Origin of the sequence: Providencia sp. M-27, from assembly GCF_011077905.1 — a bacterium.
GTDB classification, from domain to species: Bacteria; Pseudomonadota; Gammaproteobacteria; order Enterobacterales; family Enterobacteriaceae; genus Providencia; species Providencia huaxiensis.
Genome location: NZ_JAALBT010000002.1, coordinates 54,601 through 69,070, shown reverse-complemented (window position 1 = coordinate 69,070; position 14,470 = coordinate 54,601). Strand labels below are relative to the sequence as shown.

Sequence of the window (14,470 nt, the reverse complement as noted above, 5' to 3'; positions counted from 1 at the left end):
GTTTCTCTTATAACGGCGCTTGGCTGGCTTTGAATGGGATTCTGACTAACAATCCATTGAGTAATTTACTTTTTAATAATTGAGGCTCAGAACCATGATAGCTTGCAATATCTTTCACGAGCGCCAACCCAAGCCCTGCCCCTTCCTTCCCTAGCGCATTATTTAAACGCGTAAAGGCTTCCATAGAACGGTTAATTTTAGCATCAGGGATCCCAGGCCCCGAGTCCTCCACCTCCAAGACCCAATGAAGATGGTCGTCACTGCTAACCACACGGACGGTGACCACCCCATTTTCGGGTGTATATTTGATGGCATTATCAATTAGATTTGCACACATCTCTGCTAATAAAATCGGCTCGCCTTTGATCCATGCCGTTTCCGCGCCTTCATAACCTAAATCAATATTTTGGCTTTCAGCTTGGGGCAGACGAGTAAAACAAACTTGATGAACAATTTCTACCAAATTTATGGCTCGATACTGTGTAATCGCCTCTTTTTCATGAGCTTTTAATCGCGATAGCTGCAAGAGCCTATCCGTCAGGATAATCGTATTATCGAGCGTTTTTTCAATGGCTTGCAAACTCTGTTGCCGTTGGGTTTCGTCCGTACTATTAATCGCTACGGAAACTTGAGTTTTGAGAACAGTTAGTGGCGTTTTAAGTTGATGAGAAGCATCTGCACTGAATCGCTCTTGTCGTCTAACCATCCGCTTTAGGCGGGAAATATAACGATTTAATGCATCAATGAGTGGTGATAAATCAGACCACGGCAGTAAATCTGGCAATGGGGTTAAATCATTAGCAGAACGGCCTAGCATTAAATGGGACAGTTTTTTCAACGGTGCCAGTAGCTTACTCAGTAGAATATAGGCAAGGGCCAAGGTTAATAATACCACCGTACCTTGGCTCATCAGGGCAGAGATTAACAATTGGTTAGCGAGATCTTGCCGTGAATAGACCGTTTCCGCCACTCGGATTTCAACCATTCCTGTTATCCCACCTTCGTTAATCGGTTGATAAAACGCAGCAATACGAATAGGAAGCCCCTTATACTGCGCATCATAAAAATAAACTAGCGCAGTATAGTGTTGTGAACGCATCCAATAAGGGGGAATTGGCGGTAAATCATCATAACCAGAGATGGTTTCACCGTCAGGGGAGATCACTTGATAAAAAATTCGATCATTATTATTTAATTCGAAACTATCAAGCACGACATAAGGCACGCTCACAGAGAGATGACCATCAACGACTTGCAAGCGTTCCGCGACGGTTCGTGCTGAAGCTAATAAGGTTCGGTCATAGGCTAAGTTTGCGGCATTTTTTGCACTGTAATAGTGGGTATAAACCGAAAAACTTCCCAACAAAATGAGCGGGATACCGAAAAAGAGCAGCAACTGATGAAAGAGAGAGCGTGGATGAGAGACTAATTTCATACACTACACTGCTCTAATCGGTATCCCAATCCGCGTAAGGTATTGATGTTAACGTCTGAACCGGCAAGCTTTTTTCTTACACGATGAACATATAACTCAATACTTTGTAAATTGGCTTCATCTGACAACGAAAAAACCTGTTCAAATAATTGCATTTTAGAAACAGGACGTCCTCGTCGATGAAATAAGGTGTTTAACACCGCATATTCTCTTGGTGTTAAGCCTAGAGGCTCTTCGCCTAATAGAAAATAGCCATCCTCATGGTAACTCAGTAACCCAAACTGTTGTGACTCATTGACTTTGCCTTGGCTACGTCGTAATAAAGCGCGAAGGCGTGCTTCTAATTCCGCAATATCAAAAGGTTTTGTCAAGTAGTCATCAGCCCCTGCATTTAGCCCTTGCACTCGGTCGGCTACGTCTGAATTCGCCGTTAATAACAAGACAGGGGTTTCTTGATGACGCTTGCGCATTTGCGCCAATACCTCAAGCCCACTCATTCTCGGAAGTGATACATCTAACACGACTAATTCATAGTGTTCGGTTTGTAATAGTTGGTCTGCTATCGCGCCATCACTGGCAACATCAACCGCAAACCCGGATGACGATAACGCTTTTTGTAACCATAATGACAATTCGTCATGGTCTTCAACCAATAAAATTCTCATTCCGCATACTCATTATAATTATTTATCAGTATACGTTGGCATTCCATTGGATGAATGGAAAGCAAATGTGACCATTTTTACTGTATCCATCACAACTATTATCAGTAAACACCATTAACGCGATTAAATTAACATTAAATTAACATAACAAAAAAGCAAAAATACAAAACAATCTGATATATATCACATAAAAATAATAATATTTGTTAATGAAAGGTAAATGAAAGCTTCATAGGGCAATGATGTCATACGAATACAACAAGAAGTAAACAATTTTTACCTCTAATTATTGTCTTAGTAAGGAAAAAAGAATGAAAAAATTCACACTGAAGGCCTTAGCAACAGCAATATTTTTAGTTGGCATCAACCCTGCAAACGCCCTACCTGAACGTACAGAATGTATTGCCCCCGCCAAACCTGGAGGTGGTTTTGATTTAACTTGTAAGTTAGTACAAGTGTCTCTTCTTGAAACCAAAGAAATTGAAAAACCGATGCGAGTGACCTATATGCCTGGCGGTATTGGCGCGGTTGCTTATAACGCTATTGTTGCTCAGCGCCCTGCAGAACCCGGCACCATCGTCGCGTTCTCAGGAGGCTCATTACTCAACCTTGCACAAGGTAAATTTGGCCGCTATAACGAAAATGACGTGCGTTGGCTTGCCAGCGTTGGTAGTGACTACGGCATGATTGCGGTTCGTGCAGACTCCCCTTATAAAGACCTTAAAGATTTAATGGATACCTTCAAGAAAGACCCTAACAGCATCGTGTTTGGTGCGGGAGGATCTATTGGTAGCCAAGATTGGATGAAAACCGCTTTACTCGCAAAAGCGATAGACATTGACCCTCGCAAAATGCGTTATGTGGCTTTTGAGGGCGGTGGTGAAACCTTAACCGCGCTACTGGGCAACCATATTCAAGTACTTTCAGGGGATATCAGCGAAATGACCCCATATATCAATGAAGGTAAAATTCGTATTCTTGCCGTCTATGCAGACAAACGCCTTGGTGATGGGTTATCCGATATCCCTACAGCAAAAGAACAAGGGTATGACATTGTCTGGCCAATCATTCGCGGTTTCTATATGGGCCCCAAAGTGTCTGATGCCGATTATAACCAATGGGTTGAAGCCTTCCAAAAACTGCAACAAACCGACGAATTCAAAAAACAACGCGAACTCCGTGGTTTATTTGAGTACAACTTAACCGGGCAAGAACTCGATAGCTATGTCAAAAAAGAAATTGAGCAGTATCGTGAACAAGCCCGCGCTTTCGGTTTAGCTAAATAACGGAGCGAACGATGAGTCAACGCATATTTGCCATAGTTTGGCTAATACTGTGTGCTATCGGAATTTATATTGGTTGGGGGATCCAAAGTGAGTTTACCTATGAACCACTGGGCCCCCGCCCTTTTCCGGTTGTCATACTCTCCTTAATGGCCCTTTGTGCTCTTGCCTTATTATTTGGCAAGCAAGAAGCCGTTGAGTGGCCAAAACCCTATGTATTACGTCGTCTAGTTTTATTAGTCATTGCACTTGTTATCTATGCATGGGCTTTTGAATGGTTAGGGTTTCCAATTGCAACCAGTTTAGTCACCATCAGTATCGCCCTGCTATTTGGTGCGACACCTATTGCCGCGATTATTTCGGGCCCGGTCTTAGGTATCTTTTTGTTCTATGCCTTTGATAAATGGCTAGATGTTACCTTGCCTATTGGCAGCCTGCTAAGTTAAGGAGCGAAGTCATGGAAACTTGGATGTACCTATCGCAAGGTTTTGAGGTCGCTCTGGTTCCTCAAAATATCTTGATCGCCTTAATTGGCTGTTTTATCGGAACAATCGTGGGCATGCTTCCCGGCCTCGGCCCTATCAATGGCGTGGCAATTTTACTGCCGTTGGCTTTTGCGCTTAAATTACCGGCTGAGTCTGCATTAATCTTACTCGCCACGGTTTATTTAGGCTGTGAATATGGAGGACGCATATCATCAATCTTACTTAATGTCCCCGGCGATGCCGCAGCAATCATGACCACGCTAGATGGCTATCCTATGGCAAAACAGGGAAAAGGTGGCGTTGCGCTTTCTATTTCCGCGGTCAGCTCATTTATTGGTTCAACGATTGCAATTGTAGGGATAATACTATTCGCTCCTTTGCTTGCCCAATGGTCACTCGCCTTTGGTCCTGCCGAATATTTCGCCTTAATGGTTTTTGCCATTGCCTGCTTAGGTAGCATGATGAGCCAAAACCCAATTAAATCACTACTGGCTGCATTAATTGGTTTATCACTCGCCACTGTGGGAGTGGATGCCAACTCTGGGGAATATCGCTTTACATTTGATAGCGTACATTTATCAGATGGCGTACAGTTTATCGTCGTGGTTATTGGTTTGTTCTCTGTCAGCGAAATTTTATTGATGCTCGAAGGCACCGCGACAGGTCAAGGGCTGATACGCAAAACAGGCCGAATGCTATTCAATCGCAAAGAAGCTAAAGCGTGTGCTGGCCCTGCTTTACGCTCCTCTTTTATCGGTTTCTTTGTTGGCGTTTTACCGGGAGCCGGTGCCACCATCGCCAGTGCTATCACCTACATGACTGAAAAGAAAATTAGTGGTGAAAAAGGGGATTTTGGTAATGGCGATGTGCGTGGTGTTGCCGCACCAGAAGCGGCTAATAATGCCTCTGCATGTGGCTCATTTATCCCAATGTTAACCCTTGGTGTGCCGGGTTCAGGAACCACAGCGGTAATGATGGGGGCGCTAACGCTCTATAATATCACCCCAGGCCCAGGGATGTTTACTGAGCAACCTGATATTGTTTGGGGGTTAATTGCGGCTCTGTTGATTGCTAACGTGGTTCTGCTCATCATGAATATTCCATTAATTGGCCTATTCACACGTATGCTAACAGTTCCATTATGGTTTTTAGTCCCTGCAATTGCTTGCATTTCTGCTGTAGGGGTATATGCCGTTCATAGTACAACGTTTGATTTGTTACTCATGATGGGGCTAGGTGTATTTGGGTTTATTCTACGAAAAATGAACTTCCCACTTTCACCATTAATTCTAGGGTTTGTACTCGGTGAAATGTTAGAACAAAACTTACGCCGTTCACTGTCCATCAGTAATGGTAATTTCGATATTCTTTGGAGCAGTACGATTTCTCAAAGTTTATTAACACTTGCGGTATTAGTGCTAATTCTACCACCGATTGTAAAGCGTATTCGTAAACGTAAACATTCCGCGGTTTCATCATAATTAAGTGTTCATACAATCTCTGTAAAACTTTGCCCCAGTGAATTTGGGGCAAAGCTTTATTTAATCAACCATTTGTTTAAAATAGTTATATTGCTTTAAAAACTCAGCTTCCACATTTTTATGCTTTTCAAAATATTTACGATTTGACTCATAAGCTTTATTTAGTTCACTCAACAATCCTAATTTTATATTTTTATCATTAATTGTTAGTATTGATTTGAAAGCACTACTGTTAATGTAATTACCGTCCTCACCAAATAAAGACACTAAGTTTACCTCACTTAAATTTCCACTAGGGATACCTATTTCAATGTCTGTATTATTTAATTTGGCTCCCGTGAAATCATAATCAACACCTAATTTAATGGGCAATTTAATCTTTACATCATTCAGATTTGCATTAGAGAAATCAGCTCTAACTAGTGCTTTATTTCCATCATATTTTATTATCGCGCCAGATAATGTTGAGTTAGAAAAATCAATATTAACATTAGTAGACATTAAATTATTTCGATCTACCCCATCAAAAAAAATATAATCTATATCTTTTCTTCCTAACTGACGACATGACGAATCATAATGTAGTGAAATGCGGTCAAGAAGATGATGAGATTTAATTTCCACTGAACTAGCAATACCATTTTTATTTAAATAAGATTTAAGAAACTCATTGTGAATTATATTATCTAATACATTAATTGCCTTATCTATCTTATATTTATCTTTTTCTTTAATATTCCAACCACGTGCATTATAAACATTCATCACCTTTAAAAGATGTTTCTTTAATAGCTTTTTTTTAATTTCAGTGCTATTACTTTTCTCATACTCTTTAATCATCTTCGTCGAGCTATTGCTTAACATTACGAAATAATGTTTGATATTCATATTAACACGCCTCAATTCAATTTATTTTTAGAAGTTGAATTGAGTATCTCATGCTAATCACTTCTATAATTTAATAAAGTGATACTCCAACAATAACTTATTGAAAAAAAAACGAGAACCGAAGTTCTCGCTTATTTAATACGTTAGCCTAATACAAATTACGCTTTGTATTTGCTCATCACTAATGTGGCGTTAGTTCCACCGAAACCAAAGCTGTTAGACATGACGGTTTCCAACTCTTGTTCCGTTGGTTTAGTCACGATATTCAAGCCAGCAGCTTTCTCGTCTAAATTTTCGACGTTAATGCTTGGTGCAATAAAGCCGTGCTCTAACATCAGTAAGCTGTAAATCGCTTCGTGTACACCCGCTGCACCTAATGAGTGGCCACTCATTGCTTTCGTTGCAGAAATTGCAGGAGAATGGCTACCAAACACTTCTTGGATAGCTTCTAACTCTTTGGTGTCACCCACTGGTGTTGACGTACCGTGTGTGTTGATATAATCAATTTTATCAACACCCTGCATAGCCATTTGCATACAACGCACCGCACCTTCACCTGATGGGGCAACCATGTCTGCACCGTCAGAGGTCGCACCATAGCCGACAATTTCAGCGTAGATATGTGCACCACGCGCTAACGCATGTTCTAATTCCTCGACAACAACGATACCACCACCACCTGCGATAACGAAACCATCACGGTCTTTATCGTAAGTTCTTGATGCTTTGTCTGGCGTTTCATTGTATTTAGTCGACAATGCGCCCATCGCATCAAACTCACAGGTCATTTCCCAGCTCAGCTCTTCACCGCCACCCGCGAAAACCACATCTTGTTTGCCTAATTGAATTAATTCAACTGCATGGCCGATACAGTGCGCTGATGTTGAGCATGCAGAACTGATTGAGTAGTTTACGCCTTTGATTTTAAATGGAGTCGCTAAACAGGCAGAAATACCCGATGCCATTGCACGGGTCACCATATATGGACCCACACCACGTAAACCTTTAGCACGCATACCGTCAGAACCCGCTACTTGGTTACGTGGAGAACCACCACCAGAGCCAACAACGATACCTGTGCGTAAATTTGAAACTTGTTCTTCAGCTAAACCTGAATCCGCAATCGCTTGTTCCATCGATAAATAAGCATAGGCGGAGCAATCACTCATAAAACGGAAAATTTTACGGTCGATTAAGTCTTTTGGGTCTAAATTTTTGACATTACCCCAGACATGGCTACGTAGCCCTGCCTCTTTGAATTCTTCTGAGAAAGTGATCCCGGAACGACCTTCCTTCAGAGAAGCCAGTACTTCTTCCTGGTTATTACCAAGGCTGGAAACAATACCTAGACCAGTGATGACTGCACGCTTCATTCGTTACCTCATGACTATAATTATATGATTGCGGGATTACAGGATGTCACTTTAGCTTACACTTGTACGCTGAACAAGTCCGATCAGGGTAAATATTTGTATTTTTTTCTTTATTACACGGATAAGACTTTTTTATTGCGGTAGCCTTACACCGATATCAGCGGTAAAATTTAGGGATTATATAAAAAGTGTAGGCATATCGTGAAAAAGAACGCTGTACAAACCGCACGCCTGAGTTGGAATGACGAAGGCACTCCCATGTCTGAACAGTTTGCAGATATCTATTTTTCTAACCAAGATGGCTTAGAAGAAGCTCGATATGTGTTTTTGCAAGGGAATCATTTTCCTGGCCGCTTTGCGACGCACCCTTTTGCAACCTGTGTCATTGCTGAAACTGGGTTTGGTACGGGTTTGAATTTCCTAGCATTGTGGCAATATTTTAATCAGTTTAAAGCCGAAAACCCCAATGCAGCATTACAGCAATTACATTTCATCAGCTTCGAAAAATACCCTTTAACAAAAACAGATTTAATCGCTGCACATCGCTGTTGGCCTGAACTTGCTGGCTTATCGCAAACCCTTTGTGAAAGTTGGCCACAAGCTCTACCAGGCAACCAGCGGATCATATTAGAAAATGGCCATATCATATTAGATTTATGGTTTGGCGATGTTAATGAGCAAATATCTTTACTGAAAAACAACTTAAACAACAAGATAGACGCATGGTTTTTAGATGGTTTCGCCCCCTCAAAAAACCCCGAAATGTGGAGTGAACAGCTGTACACTAACATGGCAAAGTTAGCCCGCCTCAATGGGACTTTTGCGACATTTACTGTGGCAGGTTCAGTTAAAAGAGGCCTACAGCAAGCTGGCTTCACCCTTAAAAAGGTTAAAGGCTTTGGCAACAAGCGAGAAATGTTAACTGGCGTATTAGCCGAAAAAGAAATTGATATCCCAACGCCTTGGTTTGCAAGACGAAAAGCAGATAACCCAACTGACGTTGCTATCATTGGCGGCGGGCTTGCCAGTTTAACGGTGGCCTACGCTCTTCATAACCGCGGTGCTAAAGTCACCTTATACTGCCAAGATGCCAAAGTTGCACAGAACGCTTCCGGCAATCGCCAAGGGGCTATTTACCCCTTACTCACCGGTAATAACGACCCACTTGAGCGTTTTTTTGTCAGTGCTTTCCCCTTTGCCTCTCGCTTTTATCACCAATTAGCAAAACAAGGGCTCACATTTGAAGGCCAGTGGTGTGGCGTAAGCCAACTCGCTTATAACGACAAAATTGCTCACAAAATAGCAGGAATGTTAGAAACCGAGTGGCCTGCTGATTTTGCGATTGGTAAAAATCGTCAGCAACTGAGTGATATTTGCGGCGTTGATGTCAACCATGATGGTATTCACTACGCGTCTGGAGGATGGTTGTGCCCTGCCCAACTGTGTGAGAGTTTACAACAATATTTGCAACAGCAGGGAGTCTCCTTCTGTTTTGAACATAATGTCGTTGAATTAAAACAAACGGAACAAAATTGGCAGTTATTAATTGAAACTGCACAACACAAACAGCTAACACGTGTTCACTCAACTGTCATCATTGCTAATGGGCACAAGCTGCGCCAATTTGCTCAAACCGTTAACTTACCCATTTCGCCTGTACGTGGGCAAGTCAGCCATATTCCAACCAATCACACCCTACAACAACTGAAAAATGTTTTGTGTTTTGAAGGGTATTTAACACCAGCCGATGCCACTGGTACACAACATTGCTTAGGCGCTAGCTACCAACGTGAACGTCTTGATTTCGATTATAGTGAAGAGGAACAGCAAGGAAACCGCCAGAAACTGGTTGATAACCTACCCGATGTAACTTGGCCTAGGGACATCGATATTTCACAGCAACATTCACGCCAAGGTATTCGTTGTGTTATTCGCGACCATTTTCCTTTATTAGGCAATGTGCCTGATTTCGAAAAACATTTGGCACTCTATCATGATTTACCCACTCAAATCGCCAACAAACAGCCTATTGGACTCGCTCCTGTGCACCCAAATTTATTTATTTTTGGGGCGTTGGGGTCAAGAGGGTTATCAACTGCACCACTTTGTGCGGAATTGCTGGCTGCTCAAATTTTTGGGCAAGTACTCCCGCTCGATGATGAAACCCTTGCAGAACTCAACCCAAACCGTTTTTGGGTAAGGAAATTATTATTAGGCCGCCCTATTAAACTCCCTTATTAATACACTAATATTAATACATTAAGTTAATGAGATAGCCATTGCACAGCGGTCTTCAGCAGCAAACCCTGCATCGACCTCAGACTGTAAAATAGCCTGTAACTCGGTGGTTAGCTCATTAATTTCAAGAATTTTAAAACCCAAGCGTTGGTAATAAGGTGCATTCCAAGGCACATCGCGGCAAGTGGTCAATGTCACTACCGTGATTTTGCGTGCCAAAGCGGCATCAAGAACCTGCTTAATCAGCTTCTTACCCAGCCCCTGTCCTTGCCATTGCTGGCAAACAGACACTTCACAAATATGCAGGCTAGTATGGTGACTTTCAGCATTGATAAAACCAATTGGTTCATCACAATCATTCACAGCCACCCACTCTAATTGCTCAGAAATAAAACCGAGGTGGTCTTGCTCTGTTTGCCCATCACCTTCAGCAAGCCATTGATATTTTTCGATACTCGTGAACGCCTGCCCTGCGGAAGCTTCCACCGTAGGAAGGGATTTAGCATCAAGGGGGGTTGCTAAACGAACATTCGCCATAATGTGTACTCACAACAAAATTTAGCTAACAAAAAAGCGGGTTTCCCCGCTTTTCATGCAGAACTCAACAGATAATGCATAACACAATAAATTAAATTGCGTTATTTAATAAGCTTTTCCACATATCTAATACCAGTACTTGGTCTGGTGGTGTCAATTCACCAGCTTTGATGGCATTTTGAATACTGACTTCAACACGTTGGTATAATGCTTCAGAACTGGTTTCGTTTTCTTCTTCCAGCTCAGCCACAGCAAGGGTTAAGTGACCACGCAAATAGCCGCCAGCGAAGAGTTCATCATCACTCGCGTGTTCAACCATATCATCAATTTTCGTTAGTATGCGTGTTTCTAAATCCGCAAGCATGCTTAATCCTTACTATATTGTGTGTTCATTAGGCAAAAATATCTTCCGGGTAAGGAAAAGCTTCTGCACAAAGAGGTGGCGTATTGTAAAACAATTGTAACGCATTAATAAAGCGTAATGGGCGCTCAGGGATACCATTTTCTAAATAAAGCATCACTTGGGCATGAACTTTGCGCATAAACGCAATGCGATCAGGCTCAAAATCCCCTTCTAAGTTGTCACAGCTGACATTAAATGGAATGCCAACAGCAACACAAAACAGCCAGTCTAGCGCTTGAGGTTTGATTTCCACCACTTCAAACTCACACTGTGTTTTTTCATCTCGCCCATCAGGGCAATACCAATAGCCGTAATCAACTTGCTGGCGCCTTGCTTCCCCTGCGATACACCAATGTGAGATTTCGTGTAATCCACTGGTGAAAAAGCCGTGTGCGAACACAATTCGGTGATAAGGCACTTCCTCATCTGCAGGTAAATAAATGGGTTCATCATCCCCTTTTACCAGTCTAGTGTTATATGTCACACCAAAGCATTCATCAAAGATATTGATTAGATCCTGATAATTATGTGTACTCATGAATAATTTAAATCATCTTAAAATAATGAGAGGAACCAAGCTTTAATCACGTCACCATGGCTATCATGGAGTAATTTAATACTCATCAGCAACGAAATCACCACGATCATCGGCCTGATCAGTTTCTGTCCTTTGGTTAATACCAAGCGCGCACCTAAACGAGCGCCAACCATTTGGCCAATTAGCATAACAAAACCTAATGCCCAAAGAACATGACCCCCGATAATAAAAAACACTAAAGAGCCAAAATTAGAGGCGAAATTAAGTAACTTCGCATGAGCAGTGGCTTTAGCAAGGTTATAGCCAAGCAACAAAACATAACCCAATGCCAAAAATGAACCAGTTCCGGGACCAAATGCACCATCATAAAAACCCAGTGTCATCCCAATTGCCACCCCGAAAAATGGCATACTGATACGTTGTTGACGGTCTTGCACACCAATTGACGGCGTTAATAAAAAGTATAAACCGACACAAATCACCAAAATGGGCAACAGTTGTTTTAAGAACGCAGTATCAATCATTTGAATAACAATCGCACCTAACATGGCACCAATCATTGTCATAATGAATGGAAACAATTGTTCTCGTAAATCTATGGCTTTTCGCCTGACAAAATAGAGCGTTGAAGAAAACGAACCGCCAACCGCTTGCAACTTATTGGTTGCTAAAGCTTCAACTGGAGTTATTCCCACAGATAACAGGGCTGGGATTGTTAATAGCCCACCACCACCCGCGATGGAGTCAATAAACCCTGCAAACAGCGCAACAAAGAAGAGTAAAGCATAAACTTCAGGTGCAACGGCAGTTAGCCAATCCATTTTACTATCCAAAGAGAAGAAATATCATGATGTTGATGTGAACATATCGCCAATCAGGTTTGGTGATATCACAACCTAGATGAGGTATTTTTAGGAGGCTTCATCCGAACCTTCATCATCAACAAAGCGACCTTATAGGCCGCTCAGTTGTCACTACATAAACACAGTAAAACGGTTATTCAAACGGTTCCATTGCTGGCGTTACATCCGCACATTGGCCACGATGACGTAAATAGTGGTCCATTAGAACAATCGCCATCATCGCTTCCGCAATTGGTACTGCGCGAATGCCTACACAAGGGTCATGACGCCCTTTGGTGATCATTTCAACTTCTTCACCATCACGGTTTAGTGTTTTACCTGAAACGGTAATACTGGATGTCGGTTTTAACGCAATATGCGCAATAATAGGCTGGCTGCTGCTAATACCGCCTAAAATGCCGCCTGCATGGTTTGAGGTGAAACCATTACGGGTAATTTCATCACGGTTTTCACTGCCTTTCAGTGCAATAACACCGAAACCATCCCCAATTTCCACGCCTTTTACCGCGTTAATACTCATCAACGCATGAGCGAGGTCGGCATCTAAACGGTCAAATACCGGCTCACCTAAGCCCGCAGGCACATGCTCTGCAATGACGGTAATTTTAGCACCAATCGAATCACCTTCTTTCTTTAAACCACGCAATAATTCGTCAAGTGCTTCTAACTTGCTTGGATCAGGACAGAAAAACGGGTTTTCTTCGACAATTGACCAGTCTTTAATTTCACAAGCGACTGACCCCATTTGCGTTAAACAACCATGAATTTGCACACCAAGCTTTTCTTGTAAATACTTTTTCGCAATCGCACCTGCCGCAACACGCATGGCTGTTTCACGTGCTGATGAGCGACCACCACCACGGTAATCTCGCTGGCCATATTTTTGTTCGTAAGTGTAGTCTGCATGACCGGGCCTAAAAACGTCTTTAATCGCGCCATAATCTTGCGAGCGTTGGTCGGTATTTTCAATCAGTAAACCAATACTCGTGCCCGTTGTCACACCATTAAACACACCAGATAAGATTTTGACTTGGTCAGGCTCCCGACGCGCTGTCGTATAACGAGATGTCCCCGGACGACGACGGTCTAAATCTTTTTGTAAATCTGCTTCTGTCAGTGCTAAGCCAGGGGGAACCCCATCGACGATGCAACCTAATGCAACCCCGTGTGACTCACCAAATGTGGTTACGCGGAAAAGTTGCCCAATTGAATTTCCTGCCATCGGAGTATCCTATTCTAAGCCATTCTTGTTTTACTAAGAATTTTGGTTGTTAATTATTATATCGTTGTGTCGTTATTATTGATTACATGATCTTGGAACATCACGCAACTGTTGATTAATCGATATAAAGCTCAAAATGTGCGTGGTGCTCAACAAGTTGTTCACGCGTTAACATAAACACACCGTCACCACCATATTCAAAGTCTAACCAAATAAATGGAATTTCAGGATATTGTTCAATCAGATGAACCATGCTGTTGCCCACTTCGCACACTAACACGCCTTCTTCTGCCAGAAAACGCGGTGCATTGGCTAAAATACGGCGCACCAATTTCAACCCATCACTTCCAGCGGCTAGCGCTAATTCAGGCTCGACACGAAACTCTTCCGGTAAGTCATCCATATCTTCCGCATCAACATACGGTGGGTTCGTCACGATCAGGTCATATTTAACCTCTGGCATATCGCGGAATAAGTCAGAGCGGATCGGTATCACCCGGTGTTCTAAACCATGATTGGCAATATTTTGCTCAGCCACCGCCAGCACATCACTTGAAATATCAACCGCATCGACTTCTGCATCAGGGAACTCATACGCACAAGCAATCGCAATACAACCACTTCCGGTACATAAATCAAGAATAGTTTGTGGTTCATCCGCCACTAAACCAACAAAATGGTTATTGATTAATTCACCAATTGGCGAGCGTGGGATAAGCACTCGCTCATCAACATAAAACTCATGACCACAAAACCATGAACGATTAGTCAGGTATGCAACCGGAATACGCTCATTAATGCGGCGTAAAACACGCTCAATAATGCGGTGGCGTTCTGTTGGTGTTAGGCGTGAGGTTAACAGCTCATCGGGCAGGTCTAGAGGCAGGTAAAGTGTTGGTAACACCAATTGTAGCGCCTCATCCCATGGGTTATCTGTACCGTGACCATAGTACACATTGGCTGCATTAAAGCGGCTCATCGTCCAACGTAAAATATCTTGAATGGTATGAAGTTCTGCAACGGCTTCATCAACGAAAATCTTTTCCAAGAAGGGGTTCT

Annotated in this window: 14 protein-coding genes; 4 read left to right on the top strand and 10 right to left on the bottom strand. The window is 42.4% G+C overall.

Annotated features, from left to right (window positions below):
• Nucleotides 1-7: 7 nt before the first annotated feature.
• Together G6Q48_RS03670 and tctD are read right to left on the bottom strand one after the other, a co-directional pair.
• Complete coding sequence (locus G6Q48_RS03670; RefSeq protein WP_102137614.1) at nt 8-1,435, bottom strand: sensor histidine kinase; 1,428 nt, start codon at nt 1,433-1,435, stop codon at nt 8-10.
• The gene (gene tctD, locus G6Q48_RS03665; RefSeq protein ID WP_094962689.1) at nt 1,432-2,100 is read right to left on the bottom strand and encodes a transcriptional regulator TctD; all 669 of its coding nucleotides are present in this window, start codon (nt 2,098-2,100) and stop codon (nt 1,432-1,434) included. Before tctD ends, G6Q48_RS03670 begins: the two co-directional genes overlap by 4 nt.
• Nucleotides 2,101-2,411: 311 nt before the next feature.
• On the opposite strand from tctD, the gene G6Q48_RS03660 reads away from it, so the two are divergent.
• Genes G6Q48_RS03660 through G6Q48_RS03650 form a run of 3 tightly spaced genes read left to right on the top strand, consistent with a single transcriptional unit; the run spans nt 2,412 to nt 5,349 of the window.
• A complete protein-coding gene (locus G6Q48_RS03660) occupies nt 2,412-3,386 on the top strand; it encodes a Bug family tripartite tricarboxylate transporter substrate binding protein (RefSeq protein ID WP_094962690.1) in 975 nt (324 codons plus the stop codon).
• An 11-nt stretch (nt 3,387-3,397) separates the two neighbouring features.
• Nucleotides 3,398-3,829: a tripartite tricarboxylate transporter TctB family protein gene (locus tag G6Q48_RS03655; RefSeq protein ID WP_102137613.1), complete on the top strand. Its 432-nt coding sequence runs from the start codon at nt 3,398-3,400 to the stop codon at nt 3,827-3,829.
• An 11-nt stretch (nt 3,830-3,840) separates the two neighbouring features.
• Nucleotides 3,841-5,349 (top strand): tripartite tricarboxylate transporter permease, encoded by a 1,509-nt coding sequence (locus G6Q48_RS03650; protein ID WP_102137612.1) that lies wholly within the window; start codon nt 3,841-3,843, stop codon nt 5,347-5,349.
• Nucleotides 5,350-5,409: 60 nt separating this feature from the next.
• Here G6Q48_RS03650 and G6Q48_RS03645 read toward each other — a convergent pair whose 3' ends face one another.
• Both G6Q48_RS03645 and fabB read right to left on the bottom strand, forming a co-directional pair.
• On the bottom strand, nt 5,410-6,237 hold the full coding sequence (locus G6Q48_RS03645) for a hypothetical protein (protein ID WP_166264552.1): 828 nt from the start codon (nt 6,235-6,237) through the stop codon (nt 5,410-5,412).
• A gap of 158 nt (nt 6,238-6,395) precedes the next feature.
• Entirely contained in the window at nt 6,396-7,610 is a 1,215-nt protein-coding gene (gene fabB, locus G6Q48_RS03640; protein WP_102137610.1) for a beta-ketoacyl-ACP synthase I, read from the bottom strand.
• 201 nt (nt 7,611-7,811) lie between these two features.
• On the opposite strand from fabB, the gene mnmC reads away from it, so the two are divergent.
• Entirely contained in the window at nt 7,812-9,851 is a 2,040-nt protein-coding gene (gene mnmC / locus G6Q48_RS03635; protein WP_166264551.1) for a bifunctional tRNA (5-methylaminomethyl-2-thiouridine)(34)-methyltransferase MnmD/FAD-dependent 5-carboxymethylaminomethyl-2-thiouridine(34) oxidoreductase MnmC, read from the top strand.
• An 18-nt stretch (nt 9,852-9,869) separates the two neighbouring features.
• On the opposite strand, the gene G6Q48_RS03630 is transcribed toward mnmC, so the two are convergent.
• From G6Q48_RS03630 to prmB, 6 genes are all read right to left on the bottom strand, one after another.
• Nucleotides 9,870-10,385: a GNAT family N-acetyltransferase gene (locus G6Q48_RS03630; protein ID WP_102137608.1), complete on the bottom strand. Its 516-nt coding sequence runs from the start codon at nt 10,383-10,385 to the stop codon at nt 9,870-9,872.
• A gap of 91 nt (nt 10,386-10,476) precedes the next feature.
• Nucleotides 10,477-10,749, bottom strand: a complete 273-nt coding sequence (locus tag G6Q48_RS03625; RefSeq protein ID WP_102137607.1) for a YfcL family protein — start codon at nt 10,747-10,749, stop codon at nt 10,477-10,479.
• Nucleotides 10,750-10,777: 28 nt separating this feature from the next.
• On the bottom strand, nt 10,778-11,326 hold the full coding sequence (locus tag G6Q48_RS03620; RefSeq protein WP_102137606.1) for an elongation factor P hydroxylase: 549 nt from the start codon (nt 11,324-11,326) through the stop codon (nt 10,778-10,780).
• Between the two features lie 17 nt (nt 11,327-11,343).
• Nucleotides 11,344-12,147, bottom strand: a complete 804-nt coding sequence (locus tag G6Q48_RS03615) for a TSUP family transporter (RefSeq protein ID WP_004912371.1) — start codon at nt 12,145-12,147, stop codon at nt 11,344-11,346.
• A gap of 175 nt (nt 12,148-12,322) precedes the next feature.
• Complete coding sequence (gene aroC / locus G6Q48_RS03610; RefSeq protein ID WP_004257206.1) at nt 12,323-13,411, bottom strand: chorismate synthase; 1,089 nt, start codon at nt 13,409-13,411, stop codon at nt 12,323-12,325.
• Between the two features lie 115 nt (nt 13,412-13,526).
• Nucleotides 13,527-14,459 (bottom strand): 50S ribosomal protein L3 N(5)-glutamine methyltransferase, encoded by a 933-nt coding sequence (gene prmB / locus G6Q48_RS03605; RefSeq protein ID WP_166264550.1) that lies wholly within the window; start codon nt 14,457-14,459, stop codon nt 13,527-13,529.
• Between the last annotated feature and the right edge of the window lie 11 nt (nt 14,460-14,470).

What these genes read in the sequence shown, in the direction of transcription:
- G6Q48_RS03670 (WP_102137614.1), bottom strand. Translation starts at nt 1,435, where the DNA reads ATGAAATTAGTCTCTCATCCACGCTCTCTCTTTCATCAGTTGCTGCTC.
- tctD (WP_094962689.1), bottom strand. Translation starts at nt 2,100, where the DNA reads ATGAGAATTTTATTGGTTGAAGACCATGACGAATTGTCATTATGGTTA.
- G6Q48_RS03660 (WP_094962690.1), top strand. Translation starts at nt 2,412, where the DNA reads ATGAAAAAATTCACACTGAAGGCCTTAGCAACAGCAATATTTTTAGTT.
- G6Q48_RS03655 (WP_102137613.1), top strand. Translation starts at nt 3,398, where the DNA reads ATGAGTCAACGCATATTTGCCATAGTTTGGCTAATACTGTGTGCTATC.
- G6Q48_RS03650 (WP_102137612.1), top strand. Translation starts at nt 3,841, where the DNA reads ATGGAAACTTGGATGTACCTATCGCAAGGTTTTGAGGTCGCTCTGGTT.
- G6Q48_RS03645 (WP_166264552.1), bottom strand. Translation starts at nt 6,237, where the DNA reads ATGAATATCAAACATTATTTCGTAATGTTAAGCAATAGCTCGACGAAG.
- fabB (WP_102137610.1), bottom strand. Translation starts at nt 7,610, where the DNA reads ATGAAGCGTGCAGTCATCACTGGTCTAGGTATTGTTTCCAGCCTTGGT.
- G6Q48_RS03630 (WP_102137608.1), bottom strand. Translation starts at nt 10,385, where the DNA reads ATGGCGAATGTTCGTTTAGCAACCCCCCTTGATGCTAAATCCCTTCCT.
- G6Q48_RS03625 (WP_102137607.1), bottom strand. Translation starts at nt 10,749, where the DNA reads ATGCTTGCGGATTTAGAAACACGCATACTAACGAAAATTGATGATATG.
- G6Q48_RS03620 (WP_102137606.1), bottom strand. Translation starts at nt 11,326, where the DNA reads ATGAGTACACATAATTATCAGGATCTAATCAATATCTTTGATGAATGC.
- G6Q48_RS03615 (WP_004912371.1), bottom strand. Translation starts at nt 12,147, where the DNA reads ATGGATTGGCTAACTGCCGTTGCACCTGAAGTTTATGCTTTACTCTTC.
- aroC (WP_004257206.1), bottom strand. Translation starts at nt 13,411, where the DNA reads ATGGCAGGAAATTCAATTGGGCAACTTTTCCGCGTAACCACATTTGGT.